At 61.0% G+C, this 24,065-nt stretch carries 25 protein-coding genes; 12 read left to right on the forward strand and 13 right to left on the reverse strand.

Going from position 1 to position 24,065, the window contains the following annotated elements:
- Positions 1-20 precede the first annotated feature (20 nt).
- Both PSPTO_RS09330 and PSPTO_RS09335 read left to right on the forward strand, forming a co-directional pair.
- On the forward strand, positions 21-1,013 hold the full coding sequence (locus tag PSPTO_RS09330) for an ABC transporter substrate-binding protein (protein ID WP_172679478.1): 993 nt from the start codon (positions 21-23) through the stop codon (positions 1,011-1,013).
- Positions 1,014-1,041: 28 nt separating this feature from the next.
- Positions 1,042-3,312 carry a molybdopterin guanine dinucleotide-containing S/N-oxide reductase gene (locus PSPTO_RS09335; RefSeq protein ID WP_011103704.1) on the forward strand — a complete coding sequence of 757 codons (2,271 nt, stop codon included), beginning with the start codon at positions 1,042-1,044 and terminating at the stop codon, positions 3,310-3,312.
- Between the two features lie 7 nt (positions 3,313-3,319).
- On the opposite strand, the gene PSPTO_RS09340 is transcribed toward PSPTO_RS09335, so the two are convergent.
- From PSPTO_RS09340 to PSPTO_RS09360, 4 genes are all read right to left on the reverse strand, one after another.
- Positions 3,320-4,513 carry an acyl-CoA dehydrogenase family protein gene (locus tag PSPTO_RS09340; protein WP_005766812.1) on the reverse strand — a complete coding sequence of 398 codons (1,194 nt, stop codon included), beginning with the start codon at positions 4,511-4,513 and terminating at the stop codon, positions 3,320-3,322.
- A gap of 32 nt (positions 4,514-4,545) precedes the next feature.
- Positions 4,546-5,535 (reverse strand): ABC transporter substrate-binding protein, encoded by a 990-nt coding sequence (locus tag PSPTO_RS09345; RefSeq protein ID WP_011103705.1) that lies wholly within the window; start codon positions 5,533-5,535, stop codon positions 4,546-4,548.
- A gap of 188 nt (positions 5,536-5,723) precedes the next feature.
- The gene (locus tag PSPTO_RS09355; RefSeq protein WP_011103706.1) at positions 5,724-7,307 is read right to left on the reverse strand and encodes a rhodanese homology domain-containing protein; all 1,584 of its coding nucleotides are present in this window, start codon (positions 7,305-7,307) and stop codon (positions 5,724-5,726) included.
- On the reverse strand, positions 7,304-7,918 hold the full coding sequence (locus PSPTO_RS09360; RefSeq protein WP_011103707.1) for a cysteine dioxygenase: 615 nt from the start codon (positions 7,916-7,918) through the stop codon (positions 7,304-7,306). The genes PSPTO_RS09355 and PSPTO_RS09360 overlap by 4 nt, the downstream gene beginning before the upstream one ends.
- 219 nt (positions 7,919-8,137) lie before the next feature.
- Here PSPTO_RS09360 and PSPTO_RS09365 point away from each other — a divergent pair, with 219 nt between their 5' ends.
- Positions 8,138-9,043, forward strand: a complete 906-nt coding sequence (locus tag PSPTO_RS09365) for a LysR family transcriptional regulator (RefSeq protein WP_005767686.1) — start codon at positions 8,138-8,140, stop codon at positions 9,041-9,043.
- Between the two features lie 61 nt (positions 9,044-9,104).
- On the opposite strand, the gene PSPTO_RS09370 is transcribed toward PSPTO_RS09365, so the two are convergent.
- On the reverse strand, positions 9,105-10,193 hold the full coding sequence (locus PSPTO_RS09370) for an LLM class flavin-dependent oxidoreductase (protein ID WP_011103708.1): 1,089 nt from the start codon (positions 10,191-10,193) through the stop codon (positions 9,105-9,107).
- A gap of 258 nt (positions 10,194-10,451) precedes the next feature.
- Between PSPTO_RS09370 and PSPTO_RS09375 the strand changes: the two genes are divergently transcribed.
- The 4 genes from PSPTO_RS09375 to PSPTO_RS09390 all read left to right on the forward strand — a co-directional run bounded on the left by PSPTO_RS09375 (position 10,452) and on the right by PSPTO_RS09390 (position 13,392).
- Positions 10,452-11,309, forward strand: a complete 858-nt coding sequence (locus tag PSPTO_RS09375; protein WP_005767688.1) for an ABC transporter permease — start codon at positions 10,452-10,454, stop codon at positions 11,307-11,309.
- A 2-nt stretch (positions 11,310-11,311) separates the two neighbouring features.
- The gene (locus tag PSPTO_RS09380) at positions 11,312-12,124 is read left to right on the forward strand and encodes an ABC transporter ATP-binding protein (RefSeq protein WP_005767689.1); all 813 of its coding nucleotides are present in this window, start codon (positions 11,312-11,314) and stop codon (positions 12,122-12,124) included.
- A 51-nt stretch (positions 12,125-12,175) separates the two neighbouring features.
- Complete coding sequence (locus PSPTO_RS09385) at positions 12,176-12,478, forward strand: SelT/SelW/SelH family protein (protein ID WP_005767690.1); 303 nt, start codon at positions 12,176-12,178, stop codon at positions 12,476-12,478.
- 92 nt (positions 12,479-12,570) lie between these two features.
- Entirely contained in the window at positions 12,571-13,392 is an 822-nt protein-coding gene (locus PSPTO_RS09390) for a UDP-2,3-diacylglucosamine diphosphatase (RefSeq protein ID WP_011103709.1), read from the forward strand.
- Positions 13,393-13,407: 15 nt separating this feature from the next.
- Here the strand turns inward: PSPTO_RS09390 and PSPTO_RS09395 are convergent, their stop codons facing one another.
- Positions 13,408-13,719, reverse strand: a complete 312-nt coding sequence (locus PSPTO_RS09395) for a DUF962 domain-containing protein (RefSeq protein WP_005767692.1) — start codon at positions 13,717-13,719, stop codon at positions 13,408-13,410.
- 627 nt (positions 13,720-14,346) lie between these two features.
- Positions 14,347-15,801 (reverse strand): TrkH family potassium uptake protein, encoded by a 1,455-nt coding sequence (locus PSPTO_RS09400; protein ID WP_011103710.1) that lies wholly within the window; start codon positions 15,799-15,801, stop codon positions 14,347-14,349.
- Between the two features lie 174 nt (positions 15,802-15,975).
- Between PSPTO_RS09400 and PSPTO_RS09405 the strand changes: the two genes are divergently transcribed.
- Positions 15,976-16,536, forward strand: a complete 561-nt coding sequence (locus tag PSPTO_RS09405; RefSeq protein WP_005767695.1) for a nitroreductase family protein — start codon at positions 15,976-15,978, stop codon at positions 16,534-16,536.
- Positions 16,537-16,549: 13 nt separating this feature from the next.
- Here PSPTO_RS09405 and PSPTO_RS09410 read toward each other — a convergent pair whose 3' ends face one another.
- The 6 genes from PSPTO_RS09410 to PSPTO_RS09435 form a co-directional block, all read right to left on the reverse strand.
- On the reverse strand, positions 16,550-17,902 hold the full coding sequence (locus tag PSPTO_RS09410; protein WP_011103711.1) for a sensor histidine kinase: 1,353 nt from the start codon (positions 17,900-17,902) through the stop codon (positions 16,550-16,552).
- A gap of 86 nt (positions 17,903-17,988) precedes the next feature.
- Positions 17,989-18,453 carry a Spy/CpxP family protein refolding chaperone gene (locus PSPTO_RS09415; RefSeq protein ID WP_005767699.1) on the reverse strand — a complete coding sequence of 155 codons (465 nt, stop codon included), beginning with the start codon at positions 18,451-18,453 and terminating at the stop codon, positions 17,989-17,991.
- Between the two features lie 185 nt (positions 18,454-18,638).
- Entirely contained in the window at positions 18,639-19,316 is a 678-nt protein-coding gene (locus PSPTO_RS09420) for a response regulator transcription factor (RefSeq protein ID WP_004396544.1), read from the reverse strand.
- 7 nt (positions 19,317-19,323) lie between these two features.
- The gene (locus tag PSPTO_RS09425) at positions 19,324-19,737 is read right to left on the reverse strand and encodes a translation initiation factor 2 (RefSeq protein ID WP_005767701.1); all 414 of its coding nucleotides are present in this window, start codon (positions 19,735-19,737) and stop codon (positions 19,324-19,326) included.
- 130 nt (positions 19,738-19,867) lie between these two features.
- The gene (locus PSPTO_RS09430; protein WP_005767703.1) at positions 19,868-20,167 is read right to left on the reverse strand and encodes a YciI family protein; all 300 of its coding nucleotides are present in this window, start codon (positions 20,165-20,167) and stop codon (positions 19,868-19,870) included.
- A 1-nt stretch (position 20,168) separates the two neighbouring features.
- On the reverse strand, positions 20,169-20,765 hold the full coding sequence (locus tag PSPTO_RS09435) for a septation protein A (protein WP_004396551.1): 597 nt from the start codon (positions 20,763-20,765) through the stop codon (positions 20,169-20,171).
- A gap of 65 nt (positions 20,766-20,830) precedes the next feature.
- Between PSPTO_RS09435 and PSPTO_RS09440 the strand changes: the two genes are divergently transcribed.
- Genes PSPTO_RS09440 through scpB form a run of 4 tightly spaced genes read left to right on the forward strand, consistent with a single transcriptional unit; the run spans position 20,831 to position 23,944 of the window.
- Positions 20,831-21,694, forward strand: coding sequence for a PHP domain-containing protein (locus PSPTO_RS09440; protein ID WP_005767709.1), 864 nt, complete (start codon positions 20,831-20,833; stop codon positions 21,692-21,694).
- Between the two features lie 13 nt (positions 21,695-21,707).
- Positions 21,708-22,337 carry an L-threonylcarbamoyladenylate synthase gene (locus PSPTO_RS09445; protein WP_004396553.1) on the forward strand — a complete coding sequence of 210 codons (630 nt, stop codon included), beginning with the start codon at positions 21,708-21,710 and terminating at the stop codon, positions 22,335-22,337.
- Entirely contained in the window at positions 22,337-23,155 is an 819-nt protein-coding gene (locus PSPTO_RS09450) for a segregation and condensation protein A (protein WP_004396554.1), read from the forward strand. Before PSPTO_RS09445 ends, PSPTO_RS09450 begins: the two co-directional genes overlap by 1 nt.
- A gap of 15 nt (positions 23,156-23,170) precedes the next feature.
- Positions 23,171-23,944 (forward strand): SMC-Scp complex subunit ScpB, encoded by a 774-nt coding sequence (scpB, locus tag PSPTO_RS09455; protein ID WP_005767714.1) that lies wholly within the window; start codon positions 23,171-23,173, stop codon positions 23,942-23,944.
- Positions 23,945-24,065: the final 121 nt, after the last annotated feature.

Genomic DNA, 24,065 nt, shown 5'->3' on the forward strand with positions numbered 1-24,065 from the left:
CGGTCAATCTGATCTGCCTGATGCCTCTGGAGAAAAAACCTGTGTCGACGATCATTATCCGTTGCGGTAAACGCCTGCTGACAGGGCTGGCCTTGGTGCTGTTTGCTGTGGTGAACACGCAGGCTGCCAATCTGATCGTCGGTGATCAGAGTTACAGCGCGCAGACCGTGATGCAAGCCGCCGGTGTGCTCAAGGATTTGCCTTACGAGCTTGAGTGGAAGCAGTTCACCGCAGGCTCCCCGGTCGCTGAGGCGTTGAACGTCGGTAGCCTGGACATCGGATTGCTGGGCGATTCGCCTGCGCTGTTCATGGGTGCGCTGGGGGCGCCGATCAAGGTGATCGGCGTGTCGCGGCAGAACCTCGACGGCGTTGCGATTGTGGTGCGCAAGGATTCGCCGATCCACACGGTTGCCGATCTGGCGGGCAAGAAAGTCGCTATCTGGAAAGGCTCGTTCAGCCAGCAATTGATGCTCACCGCACTGGACAAGGCCGGGGTCGCCCGCGGCGCCGTTGATTATCGTTACCTCAGTGCACTGGATTCCTCCCACGCACTGGACGGCGGCTCGGTGGACGCGATTGCAACCTGGGAACCCTACGTCACTCAACAAGAGCGCCAGGGCGCACGCATCATCGCCACCGCCGAAGGGCTGATCCCCGCGCAGAGCTTCATTGTTGCCAACGATCAGGCCATCAAGGACAAACGTGCGCAGATCAGCGACTTCCTGCAACGCCTGCAGGCTGCCCGCGCCTGGTCGGTCAGTGACCCGCAGCACAATGAACGCTACGCCAATGCCTGGGCCGCGCTGACCAAAGCCGATGCGCAGGTCGCACGCCGCTGGTTTTCCCGCGCGCTGGTCGTGGTGGTGCCGATTACCCCGCAAGTGGTGGCCGGTGCGCAGCAGACCATCGACTTTTTCAACAACGCCGGGCTGACCAAGCGCTATCCTGCTGCCAGCGTGTTCGACGAGTCGTTCAATGCGGCGCTGGGCAGCCAGACGCAGGTTGCCCGCTGATCGACCGCCTCATCCGGGAGCCCGCACCATGAGTTTCACGTCATTGCACTGGGGCGCTTATCGTCCGCAGGTTGAGGGCGGCAAGCTGACGGCCTTGCTGCCAGCGGAATGGGACACGCACCCTTCGCCGATTGGCGATTCGGTAGCCCAGGCCATTACCTCGCCGACGCGCGTCATGCGCCCGGCGGTGCGCCGCAGCTTTCTTGAAAAAAACGGCGGGTGTCCGCAACTGCGCGGGCAGGAGCCCTTCGTCGAGGTGTCATGGGCGGTGGCGCTGGACCTGGTTGCCAAGGAGTTGCAGCGCGTCAGACGCGAGTACGGCAATCAGGCGATTTTTGGCGGCAGCTACGGCTGGGGCAGCGCGGGGCGCTTTCATCATGCGCAAAGCCAGTTGCACCGCTTCCTCAACTGCATCGGCGGCTATGTGTCCAGCACCGACAGCTACAGCCTGGGCGCCGGGCGGGTGCTGATGCCGCACATTGTCGGCAACATGGACTGGCTGCTGGCGGCGCATACGTCCTGGAACAACCTCGCCGAGCACTGTGAGCTGTTCGTCGCCTTTGGCGGGTTGCCCGCCAAGAATGCGCAAACCAGCCCCGGCGGGGCCAGCGACCACCTGTTGGTCGACGCGTTGCAACGTATGTCCGATGCAGGGGTGCAGTTCGTCAACGTCAGCCCGCTGCGTGATGATCTGGCAGGTCCGACGCACAACCAGTGGTTGGCGGTACGTCCCGGCAGCGACACCGCATTGATGATGGCGCTTTGCTGGGTGCTTATCAGCGAAGGTCTGCACAACGAAGATTTCGTCCAGCGCTACACCGTGGGTTATGAGCGTTTTCGCGACTACCTGCTGGGCTACACCGACGGCCAGCCGAAAGACCCGCGCTGGGCGGCGGCGCTGACCGATATTCCGGCAGAGCAGATTGTCGAACTGGCGCGGCGTATGGCCAGCAAGCGCACCATGATCAATGTCGCCTATTCACTGCAGCGCTCCATTCATGGGGAGCAACCGTTCTGGATGACCGTTACCCTCGCGGCATTGCTGGGGCAGATCGGCTTGCCCGGTGGTGGATTCGGCCTGGGTTATGGCTGTATGAACAACACCGGCAGCGGCCGCAAGGCGTTTTCCGGGCCGCGCTTTTCCCAGGGCAGTAACCCGATCAAGGCATTTATTCCGGTGGCACGGGTGACCGACATGTTGCTCAACCCCGGCACGTCGTTCGATTACAACGGCCAGCAGCAGACTTACCCGGACATCCGGCTGGTGTACTGGGCGGGCGGCAACATCTTTCACCACCATCAGGACCTCAACCGACTGCTGGAGGCCTGGAAGCGACCGCAAACCATCATAGTTCACGAACAGTTCTGGACCGCTCAGGCGCGTTATTCGGATATCGTGCTGCCCGCGACCACGGCACTGGAGCGCAATGACATCGGCAGTTCGGCGTCTGACCGCTTCATGATCGCCATGCAACAGGCCATCGAGCCGGTGGGCGAGTCCCGCGATGATTATTCGATTCTGGCCGGGCTGGCTGAACGGCTTGGCGTCGAACAGGCGTTCACCGAAGGTCGCGATGCCCAAGCCTGGCTGCAATTCATTTACGACGAATCCCGTGAGCGCGCTGAAACTTTCGAAATTGCTCTGCCGGACTTCGCGCAGTTCTGGCGTGACGGTTTGCTGGAAATCGACTATCCGCCCACCGATAACGTACTACTCAAACCCTTTCGCGACGACCCCGATACGCACCCGTTGCCAACGCCGTCCGGGCGCATCGAGATTTTCTCCGAGCGCATCGCCGGGTTTGGCTATGCCGACTGCCCCGGCCACCCGGTGTGGCTGGACAAACCCGCGCCGAGCCATGCGCTGCATCTGCTCTCCAATCAGCCCAAAACCCGTCTGCACAGCCAGTACGACCACGGCAGCTACAGCCGAGCCTCGAAAATACAGGCCCGTGAGCCGCTGACCCTCAACCCCCTGGATGCGCAGCTGCGCGGGGTGGTCGATGGCGACGTGGTCAAGGTGTTCAACGAGCGAGGGGCGTTTCTGGCGGGCGTCATCGTGTCGGACGGTATCCGGCCCGGCGTGGTGCAGATCGCCACCGGCGCGTGGTTCGATCCGCTGGTGCATGGCGAGCCTGGCAGCCTGGAAAAGCACGGCAATCCCAATGTGATTACGCTGGATGTCGGCGCCTCCAGCCTGTCGCAAGGCTGTGCTGCGCAGACCGCTTCAGTAGAAATCGTCAAATGGGATCAGGCGGTGCCGCCGGTGACGGCGTTCGAGCCGCCGCCATTGCTCTGAAAGCGGCTTACTGGCTCTGCTTGCGTGCCGCAAATACCGCTTTGCCCACGCCCATCAACACGGCGTCGTTCTGCGGCGTATGCACCCGGCCGCATAGCACGTTGCGGTAATGACGCTGCAGCGGGTTAGTGCGTGAAAGCCCGGGATTGCCCGAGGCCTCAATGGCCAGTTCCACTGCGCGGATGGCATTGCCGGTCACCAGGTATTTGATCTGCGCGGCATGCTGTGCGGGTGTGTGCCCTTGGGCGGCGGACTCCAGCAGGCTGCGGTTGGCGAACAGCAGTGTGTCGATCTGCCCGACTGTTTCCTGAAAGCGCGGCAGGGTCGACAGCGCGGCGCCCAGGTTGGAAGGCGTGCGCTGTTCCAGCCAGTGCACCAGCCAGTCGCGGGCAGATTGAGCGATGCCATCGTAGACCGACGACAGCAGCACCGACATCCACAGCATGCCGGCACCATCAAGCTCGGATTGCGGGGCGCTCCACGGACTGACGCTGACCGCGTGTTCGAGCGGCACTCGCACGTTGTCGAACCTGACCTCGTGGCTGCAGGTGGCGCGCATGCCCAGATGGTCCCAGTCCTCGACGATGCTGATCCCGGGCGTGTCCTTGTGCACCAGCCAACTGCCGACCAGCGGGTCCTCGTCATCGCTGCGCGCCCACACGGCGAACCAGGTCAGGCCATGGCTGCCGGTGGAGTAGATCTTGCTGCCGCTGATGCGCCAGCCTTCGGCGCTGCGCCGGGCGATGGTGCCCGGCAAGCCGCCACGCGCAGGTGTGCCCAGGTCGGGTTCGACACGCAGCGCGTTGATCAGCGCGCCCTCGTGCACGGCGTCTTTGGCCACCTGTTCGCGCAGGTGGCTCGGCCAGTTGCGGTTGTCCTGCAGCCTGGAATGCTGCAGGTACTGCATGACCAGAATCAGCGCTGTCGAAGGCTCGCCTCTGGCCACTGCGCTGATGACCTGCTGCGCCCGCGACAGGTCGGCAGCGCCGCCGCCCAGTTCGGCAGGCACGGTCAGGCCGAGCAGTCCGTGGCTGTGCAGCAAGCGGAAGTTGGCGTGAGGGAACTGCGCGCTGATGTCGTACTGCTCGGCTGTTTCGGCCAGCGTGCGGGTCAGGTCGGCCAGCCGCTGGGTGAAATCCTCGGCTGACTCGGGCGATTCATACTGCTGGCGCGGGGTAGGGCGCAGGGTTGAAAGTGTCATGCGGGGTCCTTTTCGCAGCGGTTATGCAGCGGTTATCGAGCGGCGGCCTGAGCAATCTCTGCGCGCGAAGCGTTGAAGCGCTTGTCGAAGCCTGTTGAAACATCGATTTTTCTGGTCAGGATGCCCTCAGCCAGATAGGTGTCAGCGGTGTTTTGCAGGCCCTGGATGATCTGATCGTCAATCGGCGTGCGCTGCATCTTCGTCGCGTTGGCCACTGCCAGATGCACCGCCAGCGGCAGGCCGGTGACCTTCGCTTGAGCGGCTGCGTATTCTTCCGGATGGGCGTTGGACCAATTGAAGGCGCGCTCGACCCTGGCCACAAAATCGTCCAGCTGAGCGCGTTTGCTTTCGATGGCTTTGCTGGTTGCCGCCAGGTACAGGTGATTGCTCAGCAGTTCGCTGCCACTGACCAGTACGCGTGCGTCGCTCTGGGTGATGGAAATCGTGGTGTAAGGGTCCCAGGTTGCCCAGGCATCGGCGTCGCCGCTGTCCAGCAGCAGGCGTGATTCGCTGGGCAGCATATTGATGAAGGTCACGTCGCTGGTTTTCAGACCTGCTTGGTGCAGGGCGCGAATCGCCAGGTAATGGCCGATGGAGCCGCGCCCGGTGACGATACGTTTGCCCTTGAGATCGGCCACGGTCTTGATCGGCGAATCTTTGGGCACCAGCACCGCCGTGGTGAAGCGGCCCTGAGCGTGGGTGATGCTGACCACTTTCAGTGGCGCACCGGCGCCGAGCGCGAACACATAAGGTGCATCGCCCAGCGCACCGATGTCCACCGCGCCAGCATTCAGCGCCTCACCCAGCGGTGCGGCGGAAGGAAACTCCGAAAACTGAATCTCGTAAGGCACATCCTTGAGTTCACCGGAGACTTGCAGCAGTGTTTTCAGCAGCGACTTCTGATTGGCCACCCGCAGCGGTGCCTGTTCGGCAGCCACCACCTGCTGCCCTGCCAGTAGGCTGAGCAACGCGCCCAGCAGCAGGGCTTTAAGGGGCAGGGCGGATTTGAAAAAAGGCAGCATTAAGGTGTTTCTCCATTGAGTCGGTTGGTCGGCCGTGACCCTTATCGTTCCTCACGCTCCAGCGTGGAAATGCCTTGAGTGACGCTTCGCGTCACAAATCTGCGTCGCACCGCTGGTTCACAGTTGGACGCGAAGCGTCCAGAAATGCATGCCAACGCAGAGCATTGGCACGATAGTCATTCACACGCTCAAATCACGTAAAACCCGTGTGTCCCGTCCCGGGCCAATTGCTCCACCAGGCCAAACTCCCAATCCAGGTACGCTTGCATGGCTTCGCGCGGAGCATCGGTGCCTTCATAAGGGCGGCGGTAGCGGTCGATGCGTGGCGAGGCCAGTCGGCTTTCGCCGTGCTCCAGCGGCAAGCCGGCCTTGATCCAGCTGGCGGTGCCGCCTTCGAGCAAAAACACCGGCGTGTCGGTCAGTGCCTCAAGGTCGGCGACCGCAAAGCGCGCCAGACGGCTGCTGCCGCAAGTCAGCACGTAGCGGTCAGCGGCAGGCAGGTTGCCCAGCGCCTGCTTGAGGTCGGCACGCAGGGTCCACCAGGCACCGGGAATGTGCTGTTTGACATAATTGGCGCTGGTGGTGAAATCCAGCACCGCCACCTCGACCTGTGACTGCCACAACACAAGCGTCTCGACGCTGATCGCCTCGACTTGCGGCGGGATCGGGAAGGGCGCGTCCCAGTCGCCCTGTTCGCTGAAGTCTGCTGCCTGTAGATCATCGACAACCGACACATCCCAGCCCAGTTGTGCCAGCCAGGAAGCGGACATGTTGGCGCGTACGCCGTCGTCGTCCACCAGCGCGATCCGTGCGCCGCGCACACTGGCGAAATGATCGGTTTCCTGCACCAGCTGCCCACCCGGCGTCGAGCGCGCACCGGGCAGATGGCCTTTGGCAAATTCTTCCGGGGTGCGTACATCGAACAGGTAAGTGGTGCGCGAAGTGTCGGTTTGCCAGTGTTGCAGGTCAGCGCGGCTGGCGCGTTTGACACGGGCCCGGTCAGCGACCTTGCGCGCATCGGCACTGGCGGTTTCACGAGTGTCTTCACTGACCGCTGCAAAACGCCGGTTCTGGCCATGATCAAGTGTCTGCCCGGCCAGCAGCCAGCCAATCGTGCCGTTGCGCAGCGCATTGATCTGATTAGGCAGGCCTGCGTTAACCAGCGACTGGGTGCCGATGATGCTGCGCGTGCGACCGGCGCAATTGACGATGATTCGCGTGTTCGGGTCCGGTGCCAGCTCCCGCGCCCGCAACACCAGTTCGGCCCCCGGCACACTGATACCACCGGGGATGCTCATGGTCTGGTATTCGTCATAACGCCGCGCATCCAGCACCACTACATCGGCGTTGCTGTCGAGCAGGGCTTTGACTTCTTCGGCGGCCAGCGATGGCGTGGCGCGGTGATGCTCCACCAGTTCGCCAAACGCCTTGCTCGGCACGTTCACATCAATGAACAGCTCGCCGCCAGCCTCACGCCAGCCCTGCAAACCGCCATCGAGCAGTTGCACATCGCTGTAGCCGAGCGCTTGCAGGCGTTGCAGCGCAATGTGCGCCAGACCTTCGCCGTTGTCATAGAGGGTGACAGCAGTATCACGACGTGGAATCCGCGAAAAAACCTCCAGCTCCAGTTTCGACAGCGGGATGTTCACGGCAAACAGCGGATGAGCCTCGGCAAACGGCGCTTCTTCACGCACGTCTACCAGGGCCAGTTCCTGACGGTCCAGCAACGCCTGACGAACGTCGGCAAAAGATCGGGTGGCGGGTGTGGTCATCGGGTGTAACTCCCTGTTGGCAGGTCCTGGTGGGCACGTGTGATAGCAGCGGCGTTGGAATAGCCGGAAATGAACAGTTTTTCGCTGCCGTCCAGGTCATAGACGGCGCGTTTCACGGTGCCGATGTCGGCGCCGTACACGTGAATGCTGATCGACACCTGATCATCAAAGGCATTGCTGACCTGGTGGACATCGTTGCTGTGCGGCGACAGCGCCTCAACCTGGCCGGGTTGCAGACGAATCGACGGGCCGCTGGTCTCGAAGCGCCCTTGGGTATTGCGCACATAGCCCTGTGAATGCTCGGCGCCACGCAACATGCCGATCAGGCCCCAGACCCGATGATCGTGAATAGGCGTTCGTTGCCCCGGCCCCCAGACAAAACTGACCACCGAAAAGCGTTGCTGCGGGTCGGCATGCAACAGAAATTGCTGATAGCGGGCGGGGTCGGGCTGGGCGAACTCGTCCGCCAGCCAGTCATCATGGCTGACCAGTTGCGCCAGCAGCTTGCCGCCGCGACGCAACAGATCGCCTTCGTGCGGCTCGCTGCCTATCAGTTCGGCCAGCGCATCGATAAAGGCCCCGAGTCGTTCCGGGTGTCGGTTCTGATTCATGTCCATTCCAGATCAAGGTCAGGGGAATGGTCTGATATAAGCATAATATAGATATTTAATATGCTATTTTTTAATGATTAGGTTATAACGAAAACGTCTTTTACTTCTTTCTCGAAAGGCGCGAAATCTAGCACCGGTGGGTCAGGCGGGCTATGAATGAACGCCTGCCGGGACTATGCTTTTTGCCTATGTTTCTTCTCCTTTTTATGTGCGGTCCGAATGAAAATTGATGATATCGATGCGTTCGTTGCAGTCATCCGCTGTCAGTCGATCAGCCACGCCGCTGAATCGCTGGATCTGACCCAGCCGGCCATCACGCGCCGGGTGCAGAACTTCGAGCAGGCGCTGGGGGTCGAGCTGTTCGACCGCAATACCAAGCCGCTCAAGCCGACGCCGATGGGTATTCAGGTCTACCAGAAGTGCCTTGCCATCCTGCGCGAGATGGATTCGCTGCGCGAGCTGGTGGCCAGCGACACACCGCCCAGCGGCCTGCTGCGGCTGGGCGTGCCGCAAACCATCGGCGACGTGGTGCTGCTCGATGCGCTCAAGCAATTGCGCGGCGAGTTTCCGGACTTGCGCGCGCAGGTCAGCACCGGCTGGGGCAGCCACCTGATCGGCAAGATTGAAAACGGCGAGCTGGATGCAGCGGCAGCGCTGTTCCCGGCAGGCAAGATATTCCCGGACAACATCGTCGGTCAGTCCATCGGCAAGATGGAACTGGTGGTGGTCTGCGCCAAAGGCTCGGTGCCGAAAAAGCCCGGCAAGCTGGCAGATTGTTACGAGCAGGGCTGGGTGCTCAACCCCGATGGCTGCGGTTTTCGTGCAGGTTTACAGCGTACGTTGACCGATCAAGGCCTGAGCATGAAGGTCAATCTGGAAACCTTCGGCACTGAGCTGCAACTCGGGCTGGTGGCCGATGGGATGGGGCTGGGCCTGGTACCAAGACCGTTGCTGGAACGCAGCGCCCACCGCGAACAATTGGTGGTGTTGCCGCTCAAGGACTTCAAACCGGTAATGGACCTGTGGCTGTTCTACCCGCGCTTTCTCGGCAACCTGCAAGCGCCGGTCGAGGCTTTTGGCGCGCTGGTGGCGCGTTCCCTCAAACCGCTTTCAGCCGCAGCCTGAACACGTCATTGCGGGCAGGCAGACTTCAATCGCAAGTCTGGCCTGTCCGCAGAGCGTTGAATCAGGCGACTTGTTCGCGAGCCTGCTGCTCACGCTGAGCGACCAACTGGCGAGTCAGCGGGATCAGCTTTTTGCCGTAATCGATGGCATCTTCCAGCGGGTCGAAGCCACGAATCAGGAAGGTGGTGATCCCAAGGTCGTAGTAATCGAGCAACGCTTCAGCGACCTGCTCCGGGGTGCCGACCAGCGACGTCGAATTACCTTGCGCGCCGAGCAGGCCGGCAATGCCTGTCCACAGGCGCTTGTCCAGACGCGAACCCTGTGCAGCCGCGGCCAACAGGCGACGCGAGCCTTCGTTCGGCGGTTCGCGGCGGACAAAGCCGTTGCTGTCTGCCAATGCCTTGGCCTTTTCCAGAATACTGTCAGCGCGTGCCCAGGCCTTCTCTTCGGTTTCAGCCAGAATCGGCCGCAACGACAGGCTGAAGCGAAGGGTGCGTCCGTGTTTGGCGGCTTCGGCGCGGACCTGTCTGACCACGTCGCGCACTTGCTCGTACGTCTCGCCCCACAGCGCGTAGACGTCGGCATGCTTGCCGGCCACGGCAATCGCCGCTGCCGAGGAGCCGCCAAAGTACAGCGGGATATGCGGCAACTGCGGGGACTTGACCTGCGAGTGCGCACCCTCGAACTGGTAGTAAGTGCCCTGATGATCAAACGGCTTGTCACGGGTCCACTCCTGACGCACCACGCTGAGGTATTCGTCGCTGCGCGCGTAACGTTCGTCCTTGCCGATGTGACTGCCGTCGGCGCGCAGTTCCTTGTCGTCGCCGCCGGTGATGATGTGTACCGCCGTGCGCCCGCCATTGAACACGTCCAGCGTCGCAAACTGCCGGGCTGCCACGGTCGGGGAGATGAACCCAGGGCGATGGGCTACGAGGAATTTCAACGTGCTGGTCACGCTGGCGGCATGTGCTGCAACCAGCGTGCTGTCCGGGCTGTTGGAGTGATACGCGATCAGCGCACGGTCAAAACCTGCGTCTTCATGAGCCTTGGCCACCGTCTTCACGTAGTCGGGCTGGACAGTCGCGCCACTGCGCGGGTGAATTTCAGAACCGGGTTGCGTGGCGATGTAGCCAATGAATTCGATGCTCATGAAAACTCCTGCCAATGGTTGAGGTCCGTTCGACCTTGTCGAGAGGCACCATAAAGGCAAGGGGCAGACGCTGTGAAATTCGATTTTGGTCTAAGTTAATTATAAAAAATATGCATTATATTATCTGTTCTTGATCAGCTATTTTACGATTAGCTTAGGTCTTAATGGAATTTCACATGATGTTCTTATGCACATAGCATGGTCTTCCTAACTGCATCGGGCGTGTTCCTGTCCGATTCACTGAGGAAGGATGCCTTTATGTCTGAAACAACATTCAACCCCGCCAACTCCGGTTTTCTGGTGGTCAACAAGCCTGAGCTGGCCGGCGCCACCGAGCACAGTCGCCAGCGTTGGCAGGTGCCGGGGTTTGTCTTGCGTCTGCTCAGCCCGCTGCTGCTGTTGCTGCTTTGGGAGCTGGCCTCGCAAACCGGTCTGCTGCCGGTCCGTGTGATCGCCGCGCCGTCGCAGATTGGCGGCACGCTGTGGTCGATGATCGTCTCGGGCGAGCTGGCCGTGCATTTGTGGGTGTCGCTGCAACGTGCATTGCTGGGCCTGAGTATCGGCGTGAGCATTGGCGTGGTCGCGGCGCTGGTGACCGGTCTTTCCCGACGCGGAGAAATCGCCCTCGATTCGCCCATGCAGATGCTGCGCACCATTCCGTCCCTGGCGCTGGTGCCGCTGTTCATTCTCTGGTTCGGGATTGGCGAATTCACCAAAGTCGCGCTGATCGTGATGGGTACGACCTTTCCGGTGTACCTGAACCTGTTTGCCGGTATCCGCAACATTGATCCCAAGCTCATCGAGGCCGCCAACACGCTTGGCCTGAGCCGCCGCGAGCTGATCTGGCACGTCATCCTGCCAGGTTCCTTGCCGTCATTTTTTGTCGGGCTGCGCTATTCGCTGGGTATTTCGTGGCTGGCGCTGGTGTTCGTCGAACAGATCAACACCACGGCCGGCATCGGCTTTCTGGCCAGCGATGCCCGCGACTTCATGCGCACGGATGTGATTGTTATCTGCTTACTGATCTACAGCGTTCTCGGCCTGGTGATCGACGGCATTATCCGCACGCTGGAGCGCTATGCGCTGGCCTGGCGCCCGACCTTCGTGAGGCATTGAGCATGGCGACTTTCGATCTGCGTAACACCCCATCCGTCACCATCCCGGCTCCGGTGCAACTGCGTAATGTGGTTCGCCAGTTTGGTCGGCAACGGGTGATCGACGGGCTTGATCTGGACATTGCGGCGGGCGAGTTTGTCGCGTTGCTGGGGGCCAGCGGTTCAGGCAAGACCACGTTGCTGCGCACGCTGGCCGGGCTGGACAGTATCGACAGCGGCGAGCTGCGCGTACCGGTGGCGCGTGCGGCGGTGTTTCAGGAGCCGCGACTGATGCCGTGGAAAAGTGCCTGGAAAAACGTGGTGCTCGGCCTGCGTGTCAACGACGCCAAGGCGCGAGCGCACGCGGCATTGACCGAAGTCGGCCTGGCGCATCGGCTGAATGCCTTCCCGGCCACGCTGTCAGGCGGCGAGGCGCAGCGCGTGGCACTGGCGCGCGGGCTGGTCCGCGAGCCGAAACTGTTGCTGCTCGACGAGCCTTTTGCGGCGCTCGACGCCCTGACCCGCATCCGCATGCACCAGTTGATCATCGACCTGTGGCGCAAGCACACCCCAGCGGTGCTGCTGGTGACCCACGATGTCGATGAGGCCATCCTGCTGGCTGATCGGGTTATCGTGCTGGCCGATGGCAAGATCGCCGATGACATTCGCATCGATCTGCCGCGCCAGCGTGACAGCGGGCAGGCCGGTTTTCAGTTGATTCGCAGTCGCCTGCTGGGGTTGCTGGGCGTCAAGGGGGCTGAGCCTGACACTGCGCCGCAAGCGTCGGCCCCGGACTCGACGTTCAGCGAACTGCGTCGCGTCGCCAGTGCTCGTTGAACCTGCGCGCGGTGCGTATCATGGTCGTCTGAATTTCTGGAGGAGACGTCCATGTCTGCCGAAAAACCTGAAGTCATCATCACCTATTGCATCCAATGTCAGTGGTTGCTGCGCGCGGCCTGGCTGGCCCAGGAACTGTTGAGTACGTTCAGCGATGATCTGGGCAAGGTTTCCTTGCAGCCGGGCACCGGCGGTGCGTTCCGCATTACCTGCGATGGCGTGCAACTGTGGGAGCGCAAGGCCGACGGCGGCTTTCCCGAGGCCAAGGTGCTCAAGCAGCGGCTGCGCGACCAGATAGATCCGGCCCGTGATCTGGGTCATAACGACCGCCAAACGCCCAGCAATCCTCAGTAACCCAGGCGACTGTCACAACATCGCCATGCACGTGTCACATTCGGTTAACCGGCATGCTCCACTCTCTTCAAAACCCTGCCGGAGGTCGTCACATGACCAGTGCTCAGCTCGCCACACCCAGCCGCAAACAACGTGTGCGGACCTTGTGGATTTCTGACGTTCACCTGGGCACGCGCGACTGCCAGGCCGAGCACTTGTCGGCGTTTCTCAAGCGTTATCAGGCGGACAAGGTGTACCTGGTCGGCGACATCATCGACGGCTGGAAACTGCGCGGGGGCATGTACTGGCCGCAAGCGCACACCAACGTGATTCGGCGCTTGCTGACCATGAGCAAGCGCGGCACAGAAGTGATTTACGTCACCGGCAACCATGACGAGTTCCTGCGTCGTTACTCGAAGCTTATTCTGGGCAACATCCAGTTGGTGGATGAAGCCGAGCACGTAACTGCCGATGGCCGACGCTTTCTGGTCATCCACGGCGACCAGTTCGATGTGATCACCCGCTATCACCGCTGGCTGGCCTTTCTAGGCGACTCGGCCTACGAATTCACCCTGACCCTCAACCGCTGGTTGAACCACTGGCGGGCCAAATACGGCTATGGCTACTGGTCGCTGTCGGCGTACTTGAAACACAAGGTCAAAAGTGCAGTGAACTTCATCAGCGATTTCGAAGAGGCCATCGCCCACGAATGCGTCAAGCGCGGGCTGGACGGCGTGGTCTGCGGGCACATTCACCATGCGGAAATCCGCCAGGTGGGCGGTGTGGAATACCTCAATTGCGGCGACTGGGTCGAATCCTGTACCGCACTGATCGAGCATCTGGACGGCAACATCGAACTGTTCCGCCTGGCGGACGCGCATGTGCAAGCGGCTCAGCAGGGGATTCGCGAGCCGGTCAGCGAAACGGTTACGTGATCCGGCGAGTCTCGGTCAGAAAGGGACCTTACCCAGCAACATGTCGCGGTACATGACGAAGTCACCGAGCAGACTGTAAAACGGATGCTTGAAAGTGGCCGGCCGGTTTTTCTCGAAGAAAAAATGCCCCGCCCAGGCAAAACCGTACCCCGCGACCGGCAACAACCACAACAACCCCCAGCGACCGCTGCCCACGCCAAACGCGAGCAAAAAGATAACCAGCGAAGTGCCCACAAAATGCAGACGCCGACTGGTACTGCTGCTGTGCTCGGCGAGGTAGAAAGGATAGAACTCGGCAAAGCTTGAGAAACGCTTGATGGTCTCCACAGCGCACACCCTCGTGTTGGTTCTTGTTGTTATACACAAATTTAACTGAATAGCGTGCTGATGCGCAGTAGTCGAGTCGTGTTCATGTTTACGACTATCGTGCCAATGCGCGTTGGCATGCAGTTCGTGACGCTCTACGTCAGAAATCTCCCTTGCAAAACAATCTCAAGCCTTGTTCGCAGTTGCTGCCAACGAAGTGCTTTTCGACCGCGATGGCATGACGATGCAGAGTGTGACGAAGTCGGGCCGGAAACGGAGCTGGGACTTTGCTCACTTTGGTCCTTTTAAGTGAGTCGCCGAGGGGCGAAAATGTGCCTTGAGCCGTAAACAAACATTACTGACATCGCAAAACCGCTGTATTACGCGAAGCGCCACAAAGAGGACGCAGAGCGTCCAGAACTGCATGCGACGCGGAGCATCGGCACGATAATCATAATCGAGGATGAATGTGGGAGCGGACTTGTCCGCGAAAAGGCCGGCATAATCGCCGAAAATGCATCGTATGAAATACCGTCTTCGTGAGCAAGCTCACTCCCACAGACATTTCTGGCCAGCTAGATACTGCAGTTTCAGCCCCGATTTTTGGGCTCTTCAAAACATGTGTATCACGATGAGCGCTGCCCGGCCTCAATGCCGCCAGAACGCCGGCACACACAACACCAGCACGGTAATAATCTCCAGACGGCCGAGCAGCATACCGCCGGACAGAATCCACTTGGCAGCATCCGGCAGGGTGGAGAAGTTACCCGCCGGGCCAATGACCTCGCCCAGCCCGGGCCCGACACCGGAAACCGTACTGGCCGCACCCGTCAGCGCAGTCATCCAGTCCAGCCCGAGCAGCGACAGCATCAACGCAATCAGGCAGATGGTGATCGTGAAAAAGAACGAAAAGGTCAGAATCGAGCGAACGATTTCGTCGTCCAGTCGATGCCCGTTGTATTTCTGCTTCATCACCGCGCGTGGGTGAATCAACTGATTAAGGTTGGTCTTGAGCAGAATATAAGCGACCTGAAAGCGGAAAATCTTTACCCCGCCTGCCGTCGAACCGGAACAGCCACCGATAAAACCCAGATAAAAGAACAGCATGAGCGAGAAATTGCCCCACAGGCTGTAGTCACCCAGTGCAAAACCCGTAGTGGTTACCACCGACGTCACGTTCAGCGCCACATGGCGCAGCGCTTCGGTCCACGGCAAGTCAGTGGTGTTGGCGTACCACACCGTCATCACCAACCAGGTGATCAGCAACAGGCCGATCAATCCCTGCACCTGTTCATCCTTGATCAACGCCTTGCGGTTGCCGCGCAGCGTGGCGACATACAGCGTGAACGGCAGGCTACCGAGAATCATCACCACAATCGCCACCCAGTGCACCGCAGGCTGCGGCCACCTGGCCAGCGACAGGTCGGAAGTGGAGAAACCGCCCGTGGAAATCGCCGACATCGCGTGGTTGATCGCATCGAACAGGCTCATGCCCGCCGCCCAGAACGCCAGACTGCCCAGCGCGGTAAAGCCGACGTAGGCCAGCACGATGAACTTGGCCACCATGTGCGAGCGGGGCATGACCTTTTCCGAGCGGTCCGACGATTCGGTCTGAAACAGGCGCATGCCGCCGATGCGCAGCAACGGCAGAATCGCCACGGCCATACCGATGAAACCGATACCGCCCAGCCAGTGGAGCATCGAACGCCAGATCAGAATACCCGGCGACATGCTATCCAGATGGCTGAGCACCGTCGAACCGGTGGCGGTGATGCCCGACATGCTTTCAAAAAATGAGTCGGTGTAGCTGATGTGCTGGGTCAGCAGAAAGGGCAGGGCAGCGAAGATGCACACCACGATCCAGCTGGAAACCGTGAGCATGTACATGTCACGAGGGCGTAACTGGACGTTGTCGGGGCGTCCGGGCACCACCAGCGCAAGGCCTGCGATAAAGGTGATGGCGCTGGCCCACAGAAACGAGCGCAGGTCTTCGAAGCGGTCGTAGATGACCAGCGTGGCCATCGGCACGATCATGGCCACAGCCAGGGTGATCAGGAAGATGCCGATAATGAAACCGATAATGCGAAAGGTCGGCAACGACATGGATGGCTCTGGCTGGTATCAGGAAAGGCGCCATTCTACCTGCGCTTCAAGGCATGTAAACCAGCGCAATCCGCGGCAAGGTTCGACAGGCCGGGTAAGGAATTGTCCACCGCACTCGTTATTGACGGTAAACAGGCTCTAGAATGCCCGATCATTTTTTCAAGGAGACAGCCCATGCAGGCGCTTGAGGTTTTGCTCAATCGAGTATCGGTTCCACGGCTGGTCGACCCGGCCCCGGACGCTGCGCAGCGAGAAATCATGTTCGGCGCAGCCCTGCGCTCGCCGGATCATGGCCAGCTCAAGCCGTACCGCTTCCTGACCGTCGAAGGCTCGGCCCGCGAGCGCATGGGCGATTTGCTGGTTGAAGCGCTGCAACAGAGCGGCAACGAAGTCACCCCACAGGCGCTGGAAAAGGCCCGTCTCGGCCCGTTGCGTGCGCCGCTGGTCGTGGTGGTGATTGCCTGCCTGCAGGATCACTTCAAAGTCCCCCGCAAGGAGCAACTGATCACCGCCGGATGCGCTGCCCACGGCGTGCTGCTGGCAGCGTATGCGCTGGGTGTCGGTGCGGTCTGGCGCACGGGGGATTTGTCCTATGCGTCGCAGGTTGCCCAAGGCTTCGGGCTTGCCGCGGGCGAAGAGGTGATTGGCTTTCTGTACCTTGGGACGCCCTTGAACCCGCCGCGCGAGGCCCCGAAGGTTGACGTTGGCGAGTTTGTCAGTGAGTGGCAGGGCTAACGTATTGGCAGGCCTAAACCGATGAAGGGCTGATCGGCTCTCTTGGCATGTCAAGGGTGGCAATGAACCCGCCGTCCGGATGATTGCCCAGTATCAGGTTGCCGCCGTGCCGCTCGGCGGCGCGTTTGGCAATCGCCAACCCCAGGCCGTGGCCCGGCGTGCTCTGGCCGGGGGCACGGTAAAACGGTTCGCCCAGTTGCGCCAGGTGCTCGTCGGCAACGCCTGGGCCGTGGTCGCGAACGCTCAGGCTGACTCGATCGCCGACCTGAATCGCTTGCAAGTCTATCCGCTGCCCGGCCGGGTTGAAGCGCAGGGCGTTGCGCAGCAGGTTGTCCAGCGCCCGCTCGATCATGTCCGGCCAGCCTTGCAGGTGCAGATCGTGCTGCACCTCGACCTGAATATGCTGTTCGGCACCGTCCAGGTGCGTGTCGTTTTTCAGTCGGTGCAACAGCTCGTTCAGATCGACTGGCTCAGGCCCGCCGAAATCTGCGTCCAGACGCGCCAACGCCAGAATCTCGCTGATCAGCGCTTCCAGTCGGTCACATTCACGGCCCAGACGCGGCCAGAGCTTTTCACGCTCGGCAGGTTCTGCGCGTTCAGCCAGTGCCAGAGCAATGCGCAGTCGGGCCAGAGGCGAGCGCAACTCGTGTGACACATCGCGCAACAGCTGACGCTGACTGCCGATCAGGCTTTGCAGGCGCGCACCCATGCGGTTGAAATCAGTGGCCAGCACGCCAAACTCGTCGCGGCGGTTGGCCAACTGGCCGATGCTGTGCTGTTGATAGCTGGTCTGCCCCAAATCATGCACGGCACCGCGCAGACGGCTCAGCGGGCGGGTGATCGAGAGTGTCACAAACAGGCTGAACAGGGTCAGAACCACCAGTGCGATACCCAGCGCACTCAGCGGCCACATCAGGCTCTGGCGATGCCAGGCGTCAAGTTCCGGGTGCGGGATGCGGTAGATGAACAGATAGGTTTCGCCGGTCTTCGGGCTGCTGTATTCGGTGGCCAACCGGCGCCAGGGCAGTTTGCGGCCGTTTTCGTCGGCGTCTTCCTGCTGACGGGCTTCAAACGCGGCAGCGCGTGGCGGGAAGGTGCCGCGTATGACCGGTTCGCCGCTGTCGCTGAGCACCTGAACATCGATGCGGTTACGCCGTTTGATGTCCTGTAGAAAATCCTGAGCGCTGTCGGCACCGTTTTCCTCGAAGCGCTGTGTCCAGTTTTCTGGCAACGAGTTGAGCACCGGGTGGCGGTTGAGGATCCACGCATCCTGGTCGAGCATATGCCCCAGCAGTACCGACAGCCCTGCAACCAGAGCGATGGCCAGCCAGAAGCTGGCCAGGATTCGCCAGAACAATGAGCGCACAGGATTCCCTCGATCTCAGTAAAAAAGCCCGGCATGCGTGTGCATGCCGGGTTGGTTTCAACTCATCGGGCCAGACGGCCTGACGGTTATTGGGCCTTGGCTGTTTTTGCCGCTTTCCAGGCTTTGAATTCTGCCCATTCGGCGCGGCGCTCGTCTTCTTTCTTTTTGATTTCGTCGAACTGCTTCTGCTGATCAGGCTTGAGCAGTGCGCGAACTTCGCTGTCGGTCTTGGAGCGTTTGGCTTCGATCTCGTCGCGCATTGCCTTTTGATCGGCAGCCGGCATTTTTTCCAGGTAGTTCTGAGTGATCTCGCGGCGCTCATGCATCTGCTCGCGCATCAAGCGGTCGATCTGCTGACGCTGTTCGCGGGTCAGGTCCAGCTCTTTGAGCGGGCCTGGGCCACGGTGCATACCAGGGCCTCGGTCACCACGCTGCATGTGCATGCCGGGTGCGTCTGCATCAGGGGCACCGGCGGGAGGTGCTGGCGGAGCGGCCATTGCGATAGCTGGCAGGGCAGTGGCGAACATCAAAGCGATCAGGGTCTTGCGCATGGTGTATCTCCTTGTCTCTAGTGCGGCTCGATGCCGATGAGCCCAGTTTAGGGAGATCAAGGTCAAGCGCGGTCAGCGCTTGGTAAAGCTTGTGTAAGGGGGTAGGTACAAGTTGTCAGCTGCAAGCTACAAGCCAGAAGCGCTTTGCTTTTACTTGCAGCTTGCCACTTGAAGCTTGCCGCTGCTCAAAGAGCATAATAATACCCGCGGCTGCGCAGGGCGACGATGCGCGGGCGGCCGTCGGGGTGCGGGCCGATTTTTTTGCGCAGGTTGCTGACGTGCATGTCCAGGCTGCGATCGTACAAGGTCAGCTTGCGGCCCAGTGCCAGCTGCGCCAGTTCCTGCTTGTCCAGCGGTTCGCCGGGCTGGCGCATCAGCGCTTCGAGCAAACGGCTCTCGGACACCGTCAGGGTCAGTTCTTTCTCGTCGACACTCACCACGCCGCGCATCGGGCTGAACGTCAGGTCGCCCAGCTCGAGTTGCGTGGACGACGCGACCGGGTGGCTGCGGCGCAACACGGCGCGCAGCCGGGCGGTGAGTTCGCGGGGGTCGCAGGGTTTTGCCAGGTAATCGTCAGCGCCCAGTTCAAGGCCCAGAATGCGGTCCAGCGGCTCGCCGCGTGCCGAAAGCATGACCACGGGCAGGTCGGGATGGTCGGCGCGCAATTGCTTGAGCAGTTCCAGGCCGCTACCGTCAGGCAGCATCACATCCAGCACCACAGCAGCCGGAGCGGCCTCGGCCAGAGCCTGACGTGCGCTGGTCCCGTCGTGGCAGGCGCGCACCTGAAAACCTTCCTGGCTCAGCCAACTGCACAGCAGTTCGCACAGCTCCTGATCATCATCAATTAGTAACAGCTCGCTCATGACTCACTCAATTTAGCCACTGCCGACGTTGCCTACGCCAACCGCTGATCAATATACCGCAGAGAAGGGCGAACATCGCAACGCCACCGCCCGCGACGAACCATTGTTGTTGCTCGGTCAGCACGCGCGCAGGTGCGGCCGACAATGCTTCTTTGAGCTGCAACTTGAGCTTTTGGTTCTCTTGGCGCAAGCGCGTCAACAGCGCGGTGTCGCGCTCCGGGTTGGCGTTCTGCAACTGTTGTGTCAGCTCGTCGCGCTGACGCTCGCTGTCTTTGAGGCGCAACTGCAGGTCGGCAATCTGGTTGGCGGGGGTAGGCAGGTGCAAAGGCTGAACTGCACCGGTTTCATTAACCGTCTCGGCGTTTGCCGGCACACCCGTCGCCATCAACACCGCCCACAGACACCACGTACCTGAACGCATCTGAATTCCCTTTTACCGAACCGTATAAATTCGCACATTGAGCAGGTTATCGGCAGGGCGTCGGGAAATATGAGCAAGGGCGGCGCAAGCGACACCGCTCTGCTTCAATGCAAACAGAGCGGTGGGGGGATCAGGGCAGGACTTGCTTGAACGGCTTGACCACGACGTTGGCGTAGACGCCAGCTGAGACGTACGGGTCGGCTTCGGCCCAGGTTTTCGCTGCGCTCAAGGATTCGAACTCGGCGACAACCAGGCTGCCGCTGAAACCGGCAGCGCCCGGATCGTTGCTCTCGACCGCCGGGTGTGGGCCGGCCAGTACCAAGCGGCCGGCATCCTTGAGCGTGTTCAGGCGTTCAAGGTGTGCAGGGCGTACACTCAAGCGCTTTTCCAGCGAGTTTTCGACGTCAGTGGCGATGATTGCGTAGAGCATGTCAGTCCTCGGATTTGGGCGTGTTGGGTGTGGTGTCGTGCAGGTGGCGCGACAGGTAGATCCCCTGGCCGACCAGGAAAATCAGGGTCATGCCCAGACTGCCGAACACTTTGAAGTCGACCCAGAATTCCTGATAAGTGAACGCCACGTACAGGTTGGCCGCGCCGCAGAACAGGAAGAAGATGATCCAGGCGATATTCAGCCGGGTCCAGATGGCCGCCGGCAAGGTCAGGGCATGGCCCATGATGCGCTGGATAAGCGGGCGGTCGCCGATGAAGTGACTGCCGGCAAAGGCCACGGCAAACAGCCAGTTGACCACCGGGGCCTTCCACTTCAGAAAGGTTTCGCTGTGAAAAGCCAGCGTCAGGCTGCCGAACACCAGGCAGGCGACCAGCGTCAGCCATTGGCTCTTTTCCAGCTTGCGCTGTTTTATGTAAAGAATGCCGTAGACCACCACCGAACTGATGATGAGCATGGCCGTTGCGCTGAATATGCCACCGAACGTGTAACTGTTGCCGAGGATATCCACGGCACGCGGCTCGGTTTTGTAGACGATGAAAAACAGGAGCAGCGGGATGAAGTCGATGAATTGTTTCACAATGGCAGCCAGAAGCAGGATGTGGCGGCATAATAACAAACATCAATGAACACGAAAGCACCACTATGAATGTTGACCTGCATTGCCACAGCACCGCCTCCGACGGGGCACTCTCGCCCACGGCGCTGGTTGCCCGTGCTCATGAATACGGCGTGCGCGTCCTTTCGCTGACCGACCACGACACCCTCGAAGGGCTTGAAGAGGCCCGTACAGCGGCGCATTCACTTGGCATGCAGCTGGTTAACGGGGTTGAGCTGTCCTGCACCTGGGGTGGCGCGACCATTCATGTACTGGGCTACGGGTTCGACACCCAGGCCCCGGCATTGACCGAAGCCATCGCCCGTCTGCATGAAGGACGCTGGCTGCGCGCTGAAGAAATCAGCCGTAAATTGGCGATCAAAGGTATGCCTGGCGCGCTGGAAGGTGCCCGGGCCATCCAGCAGGCGCTGGGTGACAGCGGCAATGCGCCGGCGCGTCCGCACTTCGCCGACTTCATGGTGCGCGCCGGTTTCGTCAAGGATCGCGCCGAAGCGTTTCGCAAATGGCTGGGGGCGGGCAAGCTGGGCGACGTCAAACAGCACTGGCCGACGCTGGAAGACACCGTGGCCACGTTGCGTGCCTCGGGCGCATGGGTCAGCCTCGCGCATCCTTCGCATTATGACTTTACCCGCAGTAAACGGCGTAAACTGGTCGGCGATTTCGTCCAGGCCGGTGGCCACGCCATCGAAGTGGTCAATGGCATGCAACCTGCCGATCAGGTCGGCACCCTGGCCATCCTTGCCCGCGAGTTCGGTCTGTTGGTTTCGGCCGGCAGCGACTTCCACGGTCCCGGCAACTGGGGCGAGATCGGCACTTACCGTCCGGTGCCTGAGGATCTACCGCCTTTATGGTGCAGATTCAAACATGAACAGCCTACTGCCGCCGTCTGAACAGGAAGTTACCGTGAGTCAATTTTTCCAGGTCCATCCGGAAAACCCGCAGCCGCGCCTGATCAAACAGGCCGCGGAAATCATAAAAGCCGGCGGGCTGGTGGTCTACCCGACAGATTCCTCCTACGCGCTGGGTTGCCAGATCGGCGACAAGAGCGCCATCGAGCGTATCCGCCGCCTGCGCCAGCTGGACGACAAACACAACTTCACCCTGATGTGCTGCGACCTGTCGCAACTGGGGCTGTTTGCCAAGGTCGACACCGGCGCGTTCCGCGCGCTCAAGGCGCACACGCCAGGGCCTTACACCTTTATTCTCAACGCCACCCGAGAAGTGCCGCGCCTGATTTTGCACCCCAAGCGCCGCACCATCGGCCTGCGTGTGCCGAGCCACCCCATCGCCCAGGCGTTGCTGGAGCAACTGGGCGAGCCGCTGATGAGCGTCAGCCTGATCATGCCGGGTGACACCGTGCCGCTCAGCGATCCCTACGAAATGCGCCAGATTCTCGAGCATCACGTGGACCTGATCATCGATGGCGGGATCGGCGGTATTTCGGCGTCCACCGTGATCAACCTGTCCGAGGGCGAGCCGCAGATCGTTCGTGTCGGTTGTGGTGACCCAACCCCGTTCGGTGACCGCGCTTAATGACTGTCGTCGAGGCCGCAGACAGCCAGGCCGATGCCCAGCAGGAACTGCCGTTCGCGCTGGTCTACGGGCGTGCGGTCACGCAGATGCCGCTGGATCTGTACATTCCGCCGGATGCGCTCGAGGTTTTTCTCGAAGCGTTTGAGGGACCGCTCGACCTGCTGCTGTACCTGATTCGCAAACAGAACATCGACATCCTCGACATCCCGGTGGCCGAAATCACCAAGCAGTACATGGGCTACGTCGAGTTGATGAAAACCGTGCGCCTGGAGCTAGCGGCTGAATACCTGGTGATGGCCGCGATGCTGGCCGAGATCAAGTCGCGCATGCTTCTGCCGCGCTCGGCGGAAATCGAAGAGGAGGAGGGCGACCCACGTGCCGAACTGATTCGCCGCCTGCAGGAATACGAGCGTTTCAAGGCCGCCGCCGAAGGGATCGACGGCCTGAAACGGGTCGGCCGCGACGTCATCGTGCCGAAACTCGACGCCCCTGAAGCTCGTGCGCGCAAGCTGTTGCCGGACGTCAGCCTTGAAGAGGTGCTGATGTCCATGGCCGAAGTGCTGCACCGCGGCGACATGTTCGAAAGCCATCAGGTCAGCCGCGAGGCGCTGTCGACGCGCGAGCGCATGAGCGACGTCCTGGAACGTCTCAAGGGCGGCGGTTTCGTGCCGTTTGCCGAGCTGTTTACCGCAGAAGAAGGGCGTCTGGGTGTGGTCGTGACATTTATGGCTGTGCTTGAGCTGGTCAAGGAATCCCTTGTCGAGCTGGTCCAAAACGAGCCCTTTGCGGCGATCCATGTCCGGGCGCGAGCCGAGTAGAGCAAGAACACACCCATGAACCTCAACGAACCCCGCGAACTGGCCCCGTTGCTTGAAGCGTTTCTGCTGGCCTCCGGAAAACCGCAGACTCTGGAGCGGCTTTACGAGCTGTTTGAAGAAGGCGAGCGTCCCGAGCCACCGGTGTTCAAGAAGGCGCTGGAAGTGCTGCGCAAATCCTGCGAGGGGCGTGCGTTTGAACTCAAGGAAGTCGCTTCGGGTTATCGCCTGCAGATTCGTGACCGGTTTTCACCCTGGGTCGGACGGCTGTGGGAAGAGCGGCCGCAGCGTTACTCCCGCGCCATGCTGGAAACCCTGGCCTTGATTGCTTATCGCCAGCCGATCACCCGTGGCGAAATCGAAGACGTGCGCGGCGTTGCGGTGAACAGCCACATCGTCAAGACCTTGCTGGAGCGCGAGTGGATCCGCGTGGTGGGTTACCGCGACGTGCCTGGCAAACCGGCGATGTTTGCCACCACCAAGGGTTTTCTGGACCACTTCAACCTCAAAAGCCTCGACGAACTGCCGCCGCTGGCTGACCTGCGCGAGATGGAAACCGAGCCCGTCCTGGATTTCGAAGACGCCCCGGTGCCTGCGCACCTGCAAGCCCTGGCCGACGCCAGCCTCGACCCGGACGCAGAACCCGAAGCCCCTCGCGACGAAACCAGCTTCCGCACCTTGTTGGTCGAACTGGACTCGATGGAACAAGGCCTCAAGACCGACTTCGACGACCTGCTGCGCGCGGAGCCTGAGCCTGAGGAAGGCGATGAGGAAAAAGGCTCCGGGGCCTGATGATTATTGCTCCCACGCTCCGCGTGGTAGCGCTTTTCTGGACGCTTTCCCATGCCAGAGCGTGCGGAACGATAATCAGAACTATCGTGCACAATGCCCAGCGCACTTCGGTCGAATTCAT

Source organism: Pseudomonas syringae pv. tomato str. DC3000 (genome assembly GCF_000007805.1).
Taxonomy (GTDB): domain Bacteria; phylum Pseudomonadota; class Gammaproteobacteria; order Pseudomonadales; family Pseudomonadaceae; genus Aquipseudomonas; species Aquipseudomonas avellanae.